This window comes from Streptomyces sp. NPDC059452 (assembly GCF_042750035.1).
In the GTDB taxonomy this organism is placed as follows: Bacteria; Actinomycetota; Actinomycetes; order Streptomycetales; family Streptomycetaceae; genus Streptomyces.
The window spans coordinates 95,293-108,885 of the sequence record NZ_JBHYVE010000002.1 but is presented as its reverse complement, the minus strand read 5'-3'; the positions used below and the strand labels follow the sequence as shown (position 1 = coordinate 108,885).

The 13,593-nt window shown below is 72.4% G+C and carries 13 protein-coding genes; 7 read left to right on the top strand and 6 right to left on the bottom strand.

The features are described from left to right. Positions 1–132: 132 nt before the first annotated feature. On the bottom strand, positions 133–1,683 hold the full coding sequence (gene hutH / locus ACFW9Z_RS03425) for a histidine ammonia-lyase (protein ID WP_384633665.1): 1,551 nt from the start codon (positions 1,681–1,683) through the stop codon (positions 133–135). Between the two features lie 163 nt (positions 1,684–1,846). Here hutH and ACFW9Z_RS03420 point away from each other — a divergent pair, with 163 nt between their 5' ends. Beyond that, entirely contained in the window at positions 1,847–2,584 is a 738-nt protein-coding gene (locus tag ACFW9Z_RS03420; RefSeq protein ID WP_384633662.1) for a translation initiation factor IF-2, read from the top strand. 43 nt (positions 2,585–2,627) lie between these two features. On the opposite strand, the gene ACFW9Z_RS03415 is transcribed toward ACFW9Z_RS03420, so the two are convergent. The 4 genes from ACFW9Z_RS03415 to ACFW9Z_RS03400 form a co-directional block, all read right to left on the bottom strand. Then, positions 2,628–3,782, bottom strand: coding sequence for a diguanylate cyclase domain-containing protein (locus ACFW9Z_RS03415; protein ID WP_384633659.1), 1,155 nt, complete (start codon positions 3,780–3,782; stop codon positions 2,628–2,630). A gap of 102 nt (positions 3,783–3,884) precedes the next feature. Beyond that, the gene (locus ACFW9Z_RS03410; protein WP_384633656.1) at positions 3,885–4,697 is read right to left on the bottom strand and encodes an enoyl-CoA hydratase/isomerase family protein; all 813 of its coding nucleotides are present in this window, start codon (positions 4,695–4,697) and stop codon (positions 3,885–3,887) included. A gap of 216 nt (positions 4,698–4,913) precedes the next feature. Next, entirely contained in the window at positions 4,914–6,116 is a 1,203-nt protein-coding gene (locus ACFW9Z_RS03405; RefSeq protein ID WP_384633653.1) for an adenylate/guanylate cyclase domain-containing protein, read from the bottom strand. 327 nt (positions 6,117–6,443) lie between these two features. Beyond that, the gene (locus ACFW9Z_RS03400; RefSeq protein WP_384633650.1) at positions 6,444–7,316 is read right to left on the bottom strand and encodes a biotin--[acetyl-CoA-carboxylase] ligase; all 873 of its coding nucleotides are present in this window, start codon (positions 7,314–7,316) and stop codon (positions 6,444–6,446) included. Between the two features lie 213 nt (positions 7,317–7,529). Here ACFW9Z_RS03400 and ACFW9Z_RS03395 point away from each other — a divergent pair, with 213 nt between their 5' ends. The 4 genes from ACFW9Z_RS03395 to ACFW9Z_RS03380 all read left to right on the top strand — a co-directional run bounded on the left by ACFW9Z_RS03395 (position 7,530) and on the right by ACFW9Z_RS03380 (position 10,209). Then, positions 7,530–9,110 (top strand): acyl-CoA carboxylase subunit beta, encoded by a 1,581-nt coding sequence (locus ACFW9Z_RS03395; RefSeq protein WP_384633648.1) that lies wholly within the window; start codon positions 7,530–7,532, stop codon positions 9,108–9,110. 27 nt (positions 9,111–9,137) lie between these two features. Beyond that, positions 9,138–9,344: an acyl-CoA carboxylase epsilon subunit gene (locus tag ACFW9Z_RS03390; RefSeq protein WP_384633645.1), complete on the top strand. Its 207-nt coding sequence runs from the start codon at positions 9,138–9,140 to the stop codon at positions 9,342–9,344. 86 nt (positions 9,345–9,430) lie between these two features. After that, on the top strand, positions 9,431–9,559 hold the full coding sequence (gene mmpB, locus ACFW9Z_RS03385; protein WP_384633642.1) for a morphogenic membrane protein MmpB: 129 nt from the start codon (positions 9,431–9,433) through the stop codon (positions 9,557–9,559). Between the two features lie 47 nt (positions 9,560–9,606). After that, positions 9,607–10,209 carry a nucleoside triphosphate pyrophosphatase gene (locus tag ACFW9Z_RS03380; protein ID WP_384633639.1) on the top strand — a complete coding sequence of 201 codons (603 nt, stop codon included), beginning with the start codon at positions 9,607–9,609 and terminating at the stop codon, positions 10,207–10,209. 32 nt (positions 10,210–10,241) lie between these two features. Here ACFW9Z_RS03380 and ACFW9Z_RS03375 read toward each other — a convergent pair whose 3' ends face one another. Further along, positions 10,242–10,724 (bottom strand): hypothetical protein, encoded by a 483-nt coding sequence (locus tag ACFW9Z_RS03375; protein ID WP_384633636.1) that lies wholly within the window; start codon positions 10,722–10,724, stop codon positions 10,242–10,244. A 362-nt stretch (positions 10,725–11,086) separates the two neighbouring features. On the opposite strand from ACFW9Z_RS03375, the gene ACFW9Z_RS03370 reads away from it, so the two are divergent. Together ACFW9Z_RS03370 and ACFW9Z_RS03365 are read left to right on the top strand one after the other, a co-directional pair. Next, the gene (locus ACFW9Z_RS03370; protein WP_384633633.1) at positions 11,087–12,841 is read left to right on the top strand and encodes an acetyl/propionyl/methylcrotonyl-CoA carboxylase subunit alpha; all 1,755 of its coding nucleotides are present in this window, start codon (positions 11,087–11,089) and stop codon (positions 12,839–12,841) included. Between the two features lie 154 nt (positions 12,842–12,995). Then, a complete protein-coding gene (locus ACFW9Z_RS03365) occupies positions 12,996–13,592 on the top strand; it encodes a TetR/AcrR family transcriptional regulator (protein ID WP_384633630.1) in 597 nt (198 codons plus the stop codon). Position 13,593: the final 1 nt, after the last annotated feature.

Genomic DNA, 13,593 nt, shown 5'->3' with positions numbered 1-13,593 from the left:
GGATGCCCAGACTCCCGGGCTTCCAGGCGCCCGGACGTCTGGAAGTTCCTGGAGGCTCCTGCGGACAGACAGGCGAAAGGGCTGTCGCACCCCCCGATGCGGCAGCCCTTTCCGTGCGTACGGAGCCGGTTCTCAGGCCAGCGGGCCCGTGACCGGCTCCACCGCCGCGACCAGACGCCCTTCCCGTACGAACGTGTCGGCGGCGGCCAGGTCCGGCGCCAGGAAGCGGTCCGGGCCCGGCCCCTCGGCTCCGGCGGCCCGCAGCGCGGCCACGGCGGCCTGCGAGGCGGGGGCGGGGACCAGTCCCTCGGCGGCCCGGATCTCCACCGCGCGGGTGGCCGCGTACAGCTCGACGGCGACGATCCGGGCCAGGTTGTCCACGGCGGTACGGAGCTTGCGCGCGGCCGACCAGCCCATGGAGACGTGGTCCTCCTGCATCGCGGAGGACGGGATGGAGTCGGCGGAGGCGGGGACCGCGAGCCGCTTCATCTCGCTGACCAGGGCGGCCTGCGTGTACTGGGCGATCATCAGCCCCGAGTCGACCCCGGCGTCGTCCGCGAGGAACGGCGGCAGGCCGTGCGAGCGGTGCTTGTCGAGGAGCCGGTCGGTGCGGCGTTCGCAGATCGAGCCGAGGTCGGCGGCGACGATCGCGAGGAAGTCCAGGACGTACGCCACGGGCGCCCCGTGGAAGTTGCCGTTGGACTCGACCCGGCCGTCGGGCAGCACCACCGGGTTGTCGACCGAGGAAGCCAGTTCGCGGCCCGCGACCACGGCCGCGTAGTCGAGGGTGTCGCGTCCGGCGCCGTTGACCTGGGGGGCGCAGCGTACGGAGTAGGCGTCCTGGACCCGGGGCGCGTCGTCCTGGTGATGACCCGTCAGACCCGACCCGGCGAGCACCCGCAGCATGTTGTCCGCGCTGACGCCCTGGCCCGGGTGCGGGCGGATGGCGTGCAGCTCGGGGGCCAGCACCCTGTCCGTGCCGAGCAGCGCCTCCAGGGAGAGGGCGGCGGTGATGTCGGCGGAGGTGTAGAGGTTACGGAGGTCGGCGAGGGCCATGACCAGCATGCCGAGCATCCCGTCGGTGCCGTTGAGGAGGGCCAGGCCCTCCTTCTCGCGCAGCTCGACGGGGGTGATGCCATGCGCGGCGAGCAGTTCACCGGCCGGGCGGACCGTGCCGTCGGGACCCTCCGCGTCACCCTCGCCCATCAGGGTGAGCGCGCAGTGCGAGAGGGGCGCGAGGTCGCCGGAGCAGCCGAGGGAGCCGTACTCGTGGACGACGGGCGTGATCCCCGCGTTGAGCACGTCCGCCATGGTCTGCGCGACCTCGGGGCGTACGCCGGTGTGGCCGGAGGCGACCGTCTTGAGCCGGAGGAACATCAGCGCGCGCACGACCTCGCGCTCCACCCGGGGGCCCATGCCCGCCGCGTGCGAGCGGACGATGTTGCGCTGGAGCTGGGCGCGCTGCTCGGTGCTGATGTGGCGGCTGGCGAGGGCGCCGAAGCCGGTGGAGACGCCGTAGACCGGCTCGGGCTTGGCCGCGAGCGCGTCCACGATGAGGCGGGAGGCGGCCAGCGCGTCCACGGCGGCGGTGGAGAGCTCGACCCGGGCGCCGTGGCGGGCCACGGCGACGACGTCCTCGGCGGTGGTTCCGGACGTCCCCACCACGACAGTGTGCATATCCATATTCAGCAGCGTACGGATTGAAACCCTGCGTGTCACTAGTGGTGGGGCACAGGGCCCCTTACCGGCCCGCTCGCGGTCAGCCCTCGGGGAACGGACAGCCGCCCGGCCCGTCTGAGTACGAGAGCGGATTGCCCGCCCGGCGCTCCACCGGAAAGCTGCGCGTATGCGACGACTCCTGCTGCTCGCCCCACTGTTGTTGTTCACCGTCGGCTGCGGATTACTGGTGCAGTCGGCCGAGAGTGCGGCGACGGACGCCGCACGGGAGACGGCCAGGAAGGCCGGTGAGCGCCTCCATATCCCGCGCTCGCGGACGGCGGAGGAGGTCGGACGCTCCGCGTCCGGTATCGACGGGGTGGAGGTGCTGCGGGTGAAGGGCGCCTCGACCCACGAAGGGGACGGCATCGACCTGGTCGTCCGCACCTCCGGTACGGCGTACGGGCAGCGGCGCGACCACGAGCCGGTCACCGTGGTGCGCTGCTTCTCGGTACGGGTCTCCCCCAAGACCGAGTGGGGCGAGGATCCCCGTGCCGTGGGCTGCCCGGACGGCCCTCCGCTGACCTTCGCCCCGCTGCCCGAACCGCCCCGGCTGCCGCACGAGGAGCTCCGCGCGAAACTTCCGCAGGTGCCGGAGGACGGGCGGGTGGACGAGGCCGCGATACGTCGTACGCTCGCCGCCCTGGATCTGGATCAGGCGATACGTACCGAGGTGAAGGCGGACGGCGACCGGGTCGGCATCCTCATGTCCCTGAAGGGCAACGGCCATGACCCGCAGGACTGCCTGGTCGCCCATGTGCGCCCCGGCACCACCGCGGTGTGGGTGCCGTCCCGGATCCAGCGGATGCCCGGGGAGGGCGGGTGCAGCATCGGCAACGCCCTGGAGCCGTTGGCCCCACCGCACTGAGCCGACTCCGCACCGCACACCCGACCGCGCCGAACACCCGCGCTCACGGCCGGTTGCCGCGCAGCCTGCGCCGGTCGTGCGCGGACTTCGGCGGGGAGTCGGCCAGCCGGATGACCTCGCCGTCCCGCCCCGCCACCACCGGCTGCGGCGAACGGGCGGCCTTGGCCCGGTACTGCGCCGCGTCCGCCAGCCGGAACAGCCGGCGGGCCGAGCGCACCGGGCCGATCGGGTCGCCGGTCGACGCGACCCCGCAGGCCACCCCGTTGCCGAGCTCGATCACCGCCGCCCGGTCGCACAGTTCGGTGGCCACCCCCACCACGTCGTCCGCCGGGGGCCCGTCCGCGAGCAGGCAGAACTCGTCGCCGCCGAGCCGGGCGGCCAGCGCGTCCGGGAGCATCGCCCCGCAGAGGGAGAGTACCGAGCCGAAACGTTCCAGCAGGCGGTCGCCGACCGCGTGGCCGTGGGTGTCGTTCACCGCCTTGAGGCCGTTCAGATCGCAGACGACGAGGCTGACGACGATCCCCGCCGTACGGTGCGCCTCGATCGCCTCGTCCAGACGGATGTCGACGGCCCGGCGGTTGGCGAGGCCGGTCAGCGGGTCGGTGAAGGCCAGCTTGCGGACCTCCTCCAGCCGTTCGGTCTGGGCGATCCCGGAGGCCACGACGGCGGCGAGCACGGTCGCGAAGTTGGCGTCGTCTCGGTCGAAGACCGGCTTTCCGGCCGGTCGGGCCACATACAGCTCGCCCCAGGCCCGCCCGTGCAGCACGATCGGGGCGACCACGCAGCAGCCCCGGCCGCGCCGCCGCAGGGCCGCCACCCGCTGGTGGCAGTACGGGCGGGCGCCACGCGCCGGGCCGCCCGCGCCGGGGCCGCCGTCGGCGGTCTCCACCCAGGCGTCGGGCTCGCCGCCGCCGGCCCAGCGTTCGTGCAGGAACTCGGTGATCTCCGGGAACTCGTGGACCGGGTAGGCCTCCTCCTCGGGGAACTCCTCCTCCCCCTCGGCCCGCTGCCCCGCGTTCACCAGGACCCGCAGCCTGCCCCGGTCCCGCTCCCACACGGAGAGCGCGGCGAAACTGCCGCCCAGCGCCTCGCAGGCCCCCAGCGCGGCCGCCCGCCACGATTCACGCGGCGTGTAGGCCGCGGCCATGGTCTGCGCCAGCGCCACCACGGCCCGCAGCCGCGCATCGTCTCCACCCATTCGTCCAGCTTATGTAGATTTGTTCGCTTTTGATCAGTTTGATGGGCAACTAATTTTCGGCGTCACGCGGCGGGCCGCCCCAGTACACGCAGAAGCGCCCCACTACTCACCCGGCCACCGCGGGCTCCGCTTCTCGTTGAAGGCGGCGACGCCCTCCGCCCGGTCCCCGGAGAAGGCCACCGACCGCCAGGCCGCGTCCTCCACCTCAAGACCCGCCCGCAGGTCGAGCCCGTGCCCCAGCCGGAGCGCCTTCTTGGCCGCGCGCAGCCCGACCGGCGAATTGGCGGCCATCCGGGCGCCGAGCGCAAGGGCCTCCTCCCGGTCCCGGCCCGCCGCCACCAGCTCGTCGACCAGGCCCAGCTCACGGGCCTCGGCCGCCTCCACCCGGCGCGCGGTGAACACCAGCTCGGCGGCGCGCGCCGCACCGACCCGGCGCGGCAGCAGCTGCGTACCGCCGCCGCCGGGGATGACGCCCACCGACACCTCGGGCAGCCCGACCACGGCGGTGGCGTCGGCGACGATCACATCGCAGGCGAGGGCCAGTTCGAAGCCGCCGCCGAGGGCGAAGCCGTGCACGGCGGCGATCGTCGGCATCGGCAGCTCCAGGACCCCGGTGTAGGCGGCCCGGGCGGTGGGCCGCTGGCGTACCAGCTCGGCGTCCGTGAAGGAGTTCCGCTCCTTGAGGTCGGCGCCCACACAGAAGGCCCGCTCATGGCTGGAGGTGAGGACGGTGACCCGCACGTCCCGGTCGGCGCCGAGCGCCTCGCAGGCGGCGGCGATGGAGCGGGCCATGTCGGTGGAGACGGCGTTCATGGCCTTCGGCCGGTCGAGCACCAGCTCGGCCACGTGCTCCTGGCCCTCGTGACGCCGTACGGCGACGAACTCCCCGAACCGCTGCTCGGACGTGACGGTCATGACTGCACCCCTGTCGGTCGACTGCCGGTGGACGACACCGGCGCCCACCCACGAGCGGCAACCGGTGAACGCCGGTTAACGAGCGTTACCGACAGGGATCCTAGACAGGGTGTACGGGGAACCGACAGGGCGAGCAGGCCCCGAACCCGTAAAGCGAGCCGGGCCCGAACCCGTAAAGGTAAACCGGGCCCGAACCCGTAAAGACGAAAATGGGGCTCAGGCCCCCGTCTTCCCCCGCCGCGCGAGCAGCCACGGCTCCACGACCCCCAGCCCGCGCACCGGCCGCTGCCACATCGGCTGGAGCCCGAAGCGGTACGTGGGCAGCGGCGGCTCGTCGAACGCCTCCCGACCCTCCTTCTCGGCCAGCCGCGCCCGCTCGGCGGCGGCCGCGGCCTCCTCGGCGGCCTGGGCCTCCGACTCCGGGGCGTCCCCGTGCCGGACCAGCTCCTTGGCGAACGCCCCGTCGACCAGGACGGCGTCCTTCGGAGCTATCGAGGTGAGCCGGCTGGCCAGGTTCACCGTGGTGCCGAAGACATCGCCCATCCGGGTGGTGACCGTGCCGAAGGCGATCCCGACGCGCAGCGCGGGCATCGTCTCGTCCTGGGACATCGCCTCGATCAGCCGGAGCGCTATCTCGGCGGCGGTGCCCGCGTCGTCGGCGGCGAAGAGCACCTCGTCGCCGAGGGTCTTGATGAGCCGTCCGCCGTGCGCGGCGACCAGGTCGGCGGCGGTCGTCTCGAAGGACTCGACCAGCTCGCCGAGCTCCTCCTCCTCCAGCCGCCGGGTCAGCCGGGTGAAGCCGACGAGGTCCGCGAAGCCGACGGCCAGGCGCCGGTCGACCATCTCGTCGTCGTCCGCCGCCTGCACGACCCGCCCGGTCGCGGCGGCCAGCTGACGCCGCCACACGTAGACAAGGAACTCCTGCAACTCCGGCAGCAACAGCTCGACCAGCGGATACGTGACTTCCGTACGGGTCATCCCCGGCTCGGGCGGCTCGGTGAGCCCCTCCAGGAAGGAGTCGATCTGCCACTCGGCCAGCCGGGCGGTGGTCTGCCCGGTGGAGCGGGCCACCTGGATCGCCATCGGCTCGCTGAGCAGCCCCGCCTCCACCAGACCGGCGAGCCGGCGCAGGGCCAGCACGTCCGCCTCGGTGAGCGCCTTGGCCTGGCCGATGTCGGCGAAGCCCATGGCCCGCCAGAACCGGGAGGCCAGGTCCATGGAGACCCCGGCGGTGCGGGCGGCCTGGAAGGGGGTGTAGCGGCGGTCCGCCCCGAGGATCAGGGCTTCGAGGCGGATCGCGAGGGGGTCGTCGGTCGGTTCGGCCGTGTGGTCGACCTCGTGATGCGGGGTGGCATGGACCGAGGAGTCCGACGGGGGCTGTTCCTCGCCCGCGCCGGACGTCGTGTCGCCGACGGTCACCAGCCGCCTCCTGCCCGTTCCCTGCGCACTGCCTGCCGATCTGTCGCTGATCGCCCCAACAGTGATCTGTCGCTGGATCGCCTCAACAATACGGCAGGTGTGCCCTAGCTCACGTCCTTGGTTGCCCGATACGGGTGCGTCGCACGTGACATTTACCGGATACGCGGTATCCACCGGTACAGCCATCGGGTGGATACGGCGTACTCGGGGAGCCGCCACGCGCTCCCGGCGCCCCGGCTGGAGCGCGCCCGGCTGGAGCGCGGCGCGCTCCCGGCGCCCCGGCTGGAGCGCGCCCGGCTGGAGCGCGCCCGGCTTGAGGGCTCGCCCTCAGGTCAGCCCGCCCGCCGCGCCCCGCAGGTGCACGATGTCGCCCGCCGAGACCGGCTGCTGGAGCCCGTCCTCGGTGGAGAGCACCAGACGCCCGTCGCCGTCGATCGCGACGGCCTGCCCGACCAGGGAGTTCCCGCCCGGCAGCTCGGCCCGCACCGTCCGGTCCAGGGTCGCGCACCCGGCCGCGTACGCCGCCTGGAGCCCGCTCGCCGCCGCGTCCCCGTTCGCTGCCTTCCACTCCCCGTACCAGTGCTCCAGCGAGCGCAGGACGGACCGCAGCAGGGTCTCCCGGTCGGTGGAGACCGCCCCGGCGAGCGCGAGGGACCCGGCGGTGGGGGCGGGGAGCTCGTCCGCGCGCAGCGAGACGTTGATGCCCAGGCCGACGACGATGCCGTCCCCGGCGAACTCGCCGAGGATGCCGCCCGCCTTGCGCTCGGCCCCTTCCACAGTGACCAGCAGGTCGTTGGGCCACTTCAGCGCCGTATCGACGCCCGCCGACTTGGCGAGGCCGGTCGCGGCGGCGACCCCGGCGAGCAGCGGCACCCACCCCCACCGCTCCACGGGTACGGCGTCGCCGGGCTCCAGGTAGACCGAGAAGAACAGCCCGGAGCGGGGCGGCGCGGTCCAGCTCCGCTCCAGGCGGCCGCGTCCGGCGGTCTGCTCCTCGGCGACCAGGACCGTCCCCTCGGCCAGGTCGCCGGAGCGGGCCCGCTCCGCGAGGTCGGAGTTGGTGGAGCCGGTGGCCTCCACGACCTCCAGCTCGGTCCAGAGGGCGTCCGGCCGCAGCAGCCCGCGGCGCAGTGCGGTCACGTTCAGGGGCGGCCGGTCCAGGTCCGACCAGCGGTTGTGTGGCGCATCCGGTGGTGTCATGCAAGCCACCCTAGGTGTGGCAAAGGACGCACTGCCTTTCCGGAGACACGCCGATACCCTACGAGTCAGTAGCCGGAGAGTTACGTACCAGAGTTGCGCGACCACCCGTTACGAGTACGAGTCAGTAGCCGCAGAGCCGGACAGACGACCGCCCGTCCCCCCGTGACCACCACCGGTCGTCGTCCCCGTGACCAGGCAGGGAGCCGCCCCCCGATGTCCGAGCCGCAGAGCGACATCCACACCACCGCGGGCAAGCTCGCGGACCTGAGGCGCCGCATTGACGAAGCGACGCACGCGGGTTCGGCCCGCGCGGTCGAGAAGCAGCATGCCAAGGGCAAGCTGACGGCCCGTGAGCGGGTCGAGCTGCTGCTCGACGAGGGCTCCTTCGTGGAGCTCGACGAGTTCGCCCGGCACCGCTCCACCAACTTCGGCATCGAGAAGAACCGCCCGTACGGCGACGGTGTCGTCACCGGGTACGGCACGGTCGACGGCCGCCCGGTCTGCGTGTACTCGCAGGACTTCACCATCTTCGGCGGCTCGCTCGGCGAGGTCTACGGCGAGAAGATCGTCAAGGTCATGGACTTCGCGCTGAAGACCGGCTGTCCGGTCATCGGCATCAACGACGGCGGCGGCGCCCGCATCCAGGAAGGCGTGGCGGCCCTCGGCCTGTTCGCCGAGATCTTCCGCCGCAACGTGCACGCCTCCGGGGTGATCCCGCAGATCTCGCTGATCGTCGGCCCGTGCGCGGGCGGTGCGGTCTACTCCCCGGCGATCACCGACTTCACGGTGATGGTCGACCAGACCTCGCACATGTTCATCACCGGCCCGGACGTCATCAAGACGGTCACCGGTGAGGACGTCGGCTTCGAGGAGCTGGGCGGGGCCCGTACGCACAACACCACCTCCGGGGTGGCGCACCACATGGCGGGCGACGAAAAGGACGCCATCGAGTACGTCAAGTCGCTGCTGTCGTACCTTCCTTCGAACAATCTCTCCGAGGCCCCGGCCTTCCCGGAGGAGGCGGACCTCGCCGCCACCGACGAGGACCGGGAGCTGGACACGCTCATCCCGGACTCGGCGAACCAGCCGTACGACATGCACACCGCGATCGAGCATGTGCTGGACGACGCCGAATTCCTGGAGACCCAGGCCCTGTTCGCGCCGAACATCATCACCGGCTTCGGGCGGGTGGAGGGCCACCCGGTCGGGATCGTCGCCAACCAGCCGATGCAGTTCGCCGGTTGCCTGGACATCAACGCGAGCGAGAAGGCGGCCCGCTTCGTCCGGACCTGCGACGCGTTCAACGTGCCGGTCATCACCTTCGTGGACGTACCGGGCTTCCTGCCGGGCGTGGACCAGGAGTACGGCGGCATCATCCGGCGCGGCGCCAAGCTGATCTACGCCTACGCGGAGGCCACGGTCCCGCTGATCACCGTCATCACCCGCAAGGCGTTCGGCGGCGCGTACGACGTGATGGGCTCCAAGCACCTGGGCGCCGACCTGAACGTGGCCTGGCCGACCGCCCAGATCGCCGTCATGGGCGCCCAGGGCGCGGTGAACATCCTGCACCGCCGCACCATCGCCGCCGCCGAGGACCCGGACGCGACGCGCGCCGAGCTGATGACGGCGTACGAGGACGCGCTGCTCAACCCGTACGTGGCGGCCGAGCGCGGCTACGTCGACGCGGTGATCATGCCGTCCGAGACCCGGGCCCACATCGTGAAGGGGCTGCGTCAGCTCCGTACGAAGCGGGAATCACTGCCCCCGAAGAAGCACGGCAACATCCCGCTGTAGCCCGTTCCCGGAGAAAGGAGCCCGCCCATGATCAGGGTCGTACGGGGCAACCCGACCCCCGAGGAGCTGGCCGCCGCCCTGGCGGTGGTCCAGGCGCGCGCCGCGGCGAGCGCCGCCGTGCCGTCCGGCGCGCCGGTCCCGCCCGAGCAGTGGTCCGACCCGGGCCGCATCGCCCGCACCCGGCGTCCGCAGCCGGGCCCCCGGGCCTGGGCCCGGACGTACTGGCCCGCCTGAGTGGCGCGGAGGTGTCCGGCGGGCGTCGATGCGGTTGAGTACCCGTACTCAGGCGTATCGGCGCCCGGCGCAGCAGGATCGGAAGCATGCTGTGGTCCGACCCCGAGAACAAGCCGCCGAAGGAACTGCGCGACGCCGAGGACATGATGCGCCGCGCGGGCTTCGTGCTCGCGCTGGCGATGCTGGTGGCGATGCTGGTGCTCGGCGCCCGCTGAGTCCCGGCAGGACCTTCGAGGGGGCGGGCCCCTTCTACGATGGCGGTATGACTGATCAGCGCCGCCTCGTGCTCGCCTCCGCCTCCCCCGCCCGTCTCGGTCTGCTGCGCCAGGCGGGTTTCGCCCCCGAGGTGATCGTCAGCGGGGTGGACGAGGACGCCCTGACCGCCCCGACCCCCGGTGAACTGGCCCTGGTGCTGGCCCGGGCCAAGGCGGCGGCCGTCGCGGAGCGCCCCGAGGCGGCGGGCGCCCTGGTCATCGGCTGCGATTCGGTGCTGGAGCTGGACGGCGAGGCGCTCGGCAAGCCGGCCGACGCCGAGGAGGCCACCGCCCGCTGGAAGGCGATGCGCGGCCGGTCCGGCATTCTTCAGACCGGGCACAGCGTGATCGACACCGCCTCGGGCCGTACGGCCTCGGCGACGGCGTCCACCGTCGTACGGTTCGGGGAGCCGAGCGACGCGGAGGTCGCCGCGTACGTCGCCTCCGGCGAACCGCTGCACGTCGCCGGGGCCTTCACCCTGGACGGCCGCTCGGCGCCGTTCGTCGACTCCATCGAGGGCGACCACGGCAATGTGATCGGCCTCTCGCTGCCGCTGCTGCGCCGCCTGCTGGGCGAACTGGACGTCTCCGTCACGGATTTGTGGGTCTGAGGCGCACGCGTCTCCGCCCGGCCTTCGGCGGCTCAGACCGCCGCCGGGGCCGCCTCGCCGTCGCCCGACCGGCCCTCGGGACCGGCCTCGACACCGCCCCCGGCACCGCCGCCCCCGGCGCGGCCCTCGGGGCCGTATGCCAGCAGGGTGAACACCAGCAGCGCCAGCACCACCATCATGAACGCGAACGCGGCCCACCCCACCAGTCCCACGGCCACCGCGCCGAGCACCCCGTGCACGACCGCGCAGCCGATCAGCGCGATCCGGCCGAACCGCCCCGGCGAACGGTCCCGGACCCCGGCGAGCAGCGCGATCACCCCGCAGCCGATCAGCAGCAGGGCGGAGACCCCGCCCATCACCCAGGTCCCGGTGGACATGGCCCCCGGGTCCATCCCGGCCAGCGACATGTTCTGGTTCTCGGCGACCGTGGCGAGGACGGCGTTGACGGCGAAGACGCCCACCGCCTCCCCGAACAGCACGAGCGCGGCCACGATCGCCACCGGTCTGCGCAGCACGGCGCCTCCCCTGTTGCCTGACCTGTTACCTGCGGTACGTACGTAGCGCGGACCTTACTTACCGGTATTCCTTCGGACAAGGGGTCGGGCCGCTCCGCACGCCGGGCAAAGAATCCATCGGCCGTTCGTAGGGAGTCCACAAAGAAACGCCGTGAGGCGTTGACCTTCAAGACAGAGACCTGGACCACACCGGCTGGTTACTGTGCGGTGGTAGAACCCGGCGTACCGTGGTGCCACAAGGGATTTCACTACTGGGGCAAGCCTCGGATCACACTCCGTGTGGGCAAGCTCACCATTGGGGACGGGTCGTAGCGCCGTGTCGGTAGTCCCTAAACTCAGCTTGTTTCAAGGAGGGAGTCATCGTGCGCAAGGTGCTCATCGCCAACCGTGGCGAAATCGCTGTCCGCGTTGCTCGGGCGTGCCGGGACGCGGGGATCGCGAGCGTGGCGGTCTACGCCGATCCGGACCGGGACGCGTTGCACGTCCGGGCCGCCGACGAGGCGTTCGCTCTGGGCGGTGACACCCCGGCCGCCAGCTACCTGGACATGGCCAAGGTGCTCCAGGCCGCCCAGGACTCCGGGGCGGACGCGATCCACCCGGGGTACGGGTTCCTGTCGGAGAACGCCGAGTTCGCCCAGGCCGTACTGGATGCGGGTCTGACGTGGATCGGCCCGCCCCCGCAGGCGATCCGGGACCTGGGTGACAAGGTCGCCGCCCGCCACATCGCCCAGCGCGCGGGCGCCCCGCTGGTGGCCGGGACCCCGGACCCGGTCTCCGGTTCGGCGGAGGTGGTGGCGTTCGCCGAGGCCAACGGGCTCCCGATCGCGATCAAGGCCGCTTTCGGGGGTGGCGGGCGCGGGCTGAAGGTGGCGCGGACGCTGGAGGAGATCCCGGAGCTGTACGACTCCGCCGTCCGCGAGGCCGTCGCCGCGTTCGGCCGGGGCGAGTGCTTCGTCGAGCGCTACCTCGACAAGCCCCGCCACGTCGAGACCCAGTGCCTGGCCGACCAGCACGGCAACGTGGTCGTCGTCTCCACCCGTGACTGCTCCCTCCAGCGCCGCCACCAGAAGCTCGTGGAGGAGGCCCCGGCCCCCTTCCTCACCCAGGCGCAGAACGACGAGCTGTACGCGGCGTCCAAGGCGATCCTCAAGGAAGCCGGATACGTCGGCGCCGGTACCGTCGAGTTCCTGGTCGGCGTCGACGGCACGATCTCCTTCCTGGAGGTCAACACCCGCCTCCAGGTCGAGCACCCCGTCACCGAAGAGGTCACCGGCATCGACCTCGTACGCGAGATGTTCCGCATCGCCGACGGCGAGGAACTCGGCTACGACGACCCCGCCGTACGCGGCCACTCCTTCGAGTTCCGCATCAACGGCGAGGACCCGGGCCGCAACTTCCTCCCCGCCCCCGGCACGGTGACCCTGTTCACCCCGCCGACCGGTCCCGGTGTCCGCCTGGACGCGGGCGTCGAGTCCGGCAGCGTGATCGGCCCGGCCTGGGACTCGCTGTTGGCCAAACTGATCGTGACCGGCGCGACCCGCGAGCAGGCCCTCCAGCGCGCCGCCCGTGCGCTGGCAGAGTTCCAGGTCGAGGGCATGGCCACCGCCATCCCCTTCCACCGCGCCGTCGTCGCCGACCCCGCCTTCACCGCGGACCCGTTCACCGTCCACACCCGCTGGATCGAGACCGAGTTCGTCAACGAGATCAAGCCGTTCGCCGCGCCCGCCGACGCGGACACCGAGGACGAGGCCGGTCGCGAGACCGTCGTCGTCGAGGTCGGCGGCAAGCGCCTGGAGGTCTCGCTGCCTTCGTCGCTCGGCATGAGCCTGGCCCGTACGGGCCTCGCGGCCGGTGCCAAGCCCAAGCGCCGCGCGGCGAAGAAGGCCGGTTCCGCCGCCTCCGGCGACTCCCTCGCCTCGCCCATGCAGGGCACGATCGTCAAGGTCGCGGTCGAGGAGGGCCAGGAGGTCAAGGAGGGCGACCTCGTCGTCGTCCTGGAGGCCATGAAGATGGAGCAGCCGCTGAACGCGCACCGCTCCGGCACGGTCAAGGGGCTCACGGCGGAGGTCGGCGGGTCCGTCTCCTCCGGCGCCCTGATCTGCGAGATCAAGGACTGACAGCTCAGTTCGTACGGAGGGGCCCGGCCCGCGTCCACCAGGACGCGGTCCGGGCCCCTCCGTATGCGGTCCCATGCGGTGGACCGGGCCACCGCGCGCGCAGTGGCATCCTGGACCCCACGAGAGGTGCGCGGACCGAGGGAGGGCGGGAGCCATGGCAGGGCCGATCTCGATGGAGACGGGCACGGCACGGCCGCCGGAGCGGCCGATGCGCGCGGACGCCCGCCGGAACCACGAACGGCTGCTCGGCGTGGCCCGTACGGCCTTCGCCGAGCACGGTACGGATGCCTCGCTGGAGGACATCGCACGGCAGGCGGGCCTGGGCATCGGCACCCTCTACCGGCACTTCCCCAACCGGCACGCCCTGATGAACGCGGTGTTCCAGGACGCGCTGTGCTCGCTCCTGGACCGCTCCCGGGAGCTGGCGGGCGCGGAGGCCCCGTGCCGGGCGCTGGTGGAGTGGCTGGGGGCGATCGTCACTCATGCGGGTGAGTACCGGGGCCTGGCCCGGGCCCTCATGTCGGCCTCGCAGGACGAGACTTCGGCGCTCGCCCAGTGCCATCTGCCGTTGCGGGAGGCGGGGGCGGGGCTGCTGCGGCGGGCGCAGGAGAGCGGGTCGGTGCGGGCGGACGTGTCCATCGATGATCTGTTGCAGCTGACGAACGCGATCGCGCTCGCCGCCGAACAGTCGCCGGATGATCCGGAGTTGGCGGAGCGGCTGCTGCGGTTGACGTTGCGGGGGTTGAAGTAGC

What these genes read in the sequence shown, in the direction of transcription:
- hutH (WP_384633665.1), bottom strand. Translation starts at nt 1,683, where the DNA reads ATGGATATGCACACTGTCGTGGTGGGGACGTCCGGAACCACCGCCGAG.
- ACFW9Z_RS03420 (WP_384633662.1), top strand. Translation starts at nt 1,847, where the DNA reads ATGCGACGACTCCTGCTGCTCGCCCCACTGTTGTTGTTCACCGTCGGC.
- ACFW9Z_RS03415 (WP_384633659.1), bottom strand. Translation starts at nt 3,782, where the DNA reads ATGGGTGGAGACGATGCGCGGCTGCGGGCCGTGGTGGCGCTGGCGCAG.
- ACFW9Z_RS03410 (WP_384633656.1), bottom strand. Translation starts at nt 4,697, where the DNA reads ATGACCGTCACGTCCGAGCAGCGGTTCGGGGAGTTCGTCGCCGTACGG.
- ACFW9Z_RS03400 (WP_384633650.1), bottom strand. Translation starts at nt 7,316, where the DNA reads ATGACACCACCGGATGCGCCACACAACCGCTGGTCGGACCTGGACCGG.
- ACFW9Z_RS03395 (WP_384633648.1), top strand. Translation starts at nt 7,530, where the DNA reads ATGTCCGAGCCGCAGAGCGACATCCACACCACCGCGGGCAAGCTCGCG.
- ACFW9Z_RS03390 (WP_384633645.1), top strand. Translation starts at nt 9,138, where the DNA reads ATGATCAGGGTCGTACGGGGCAACCCGACCCCCGAGGAGCTGGCCGCC.
- mmpB (WP_384633642.1), top strand. Translation starts at nt 9,431, where the DNA reads ATGCTGTGGTCCGACCCCGAGAACAAGCCGCCGAAGGAACTGCGCGAC.
- ACFW9Z_RS03380 (WP_384633639.1), top strand. Translation starts at nt 9,607, where the DNA reads ATGACTGATCAGCGCCGCCTCGTGCTCGCCTCCGCCTCCCCCGCCCGT.
- ACFW9Z_RS03365 (WP_384633630.1), top strand. Translation starts at nt 12,996, where the DNA reads ATGGCAGGGCCGATCTCGATGGAGACGGGCACGGCACGGCCGCCGGAG.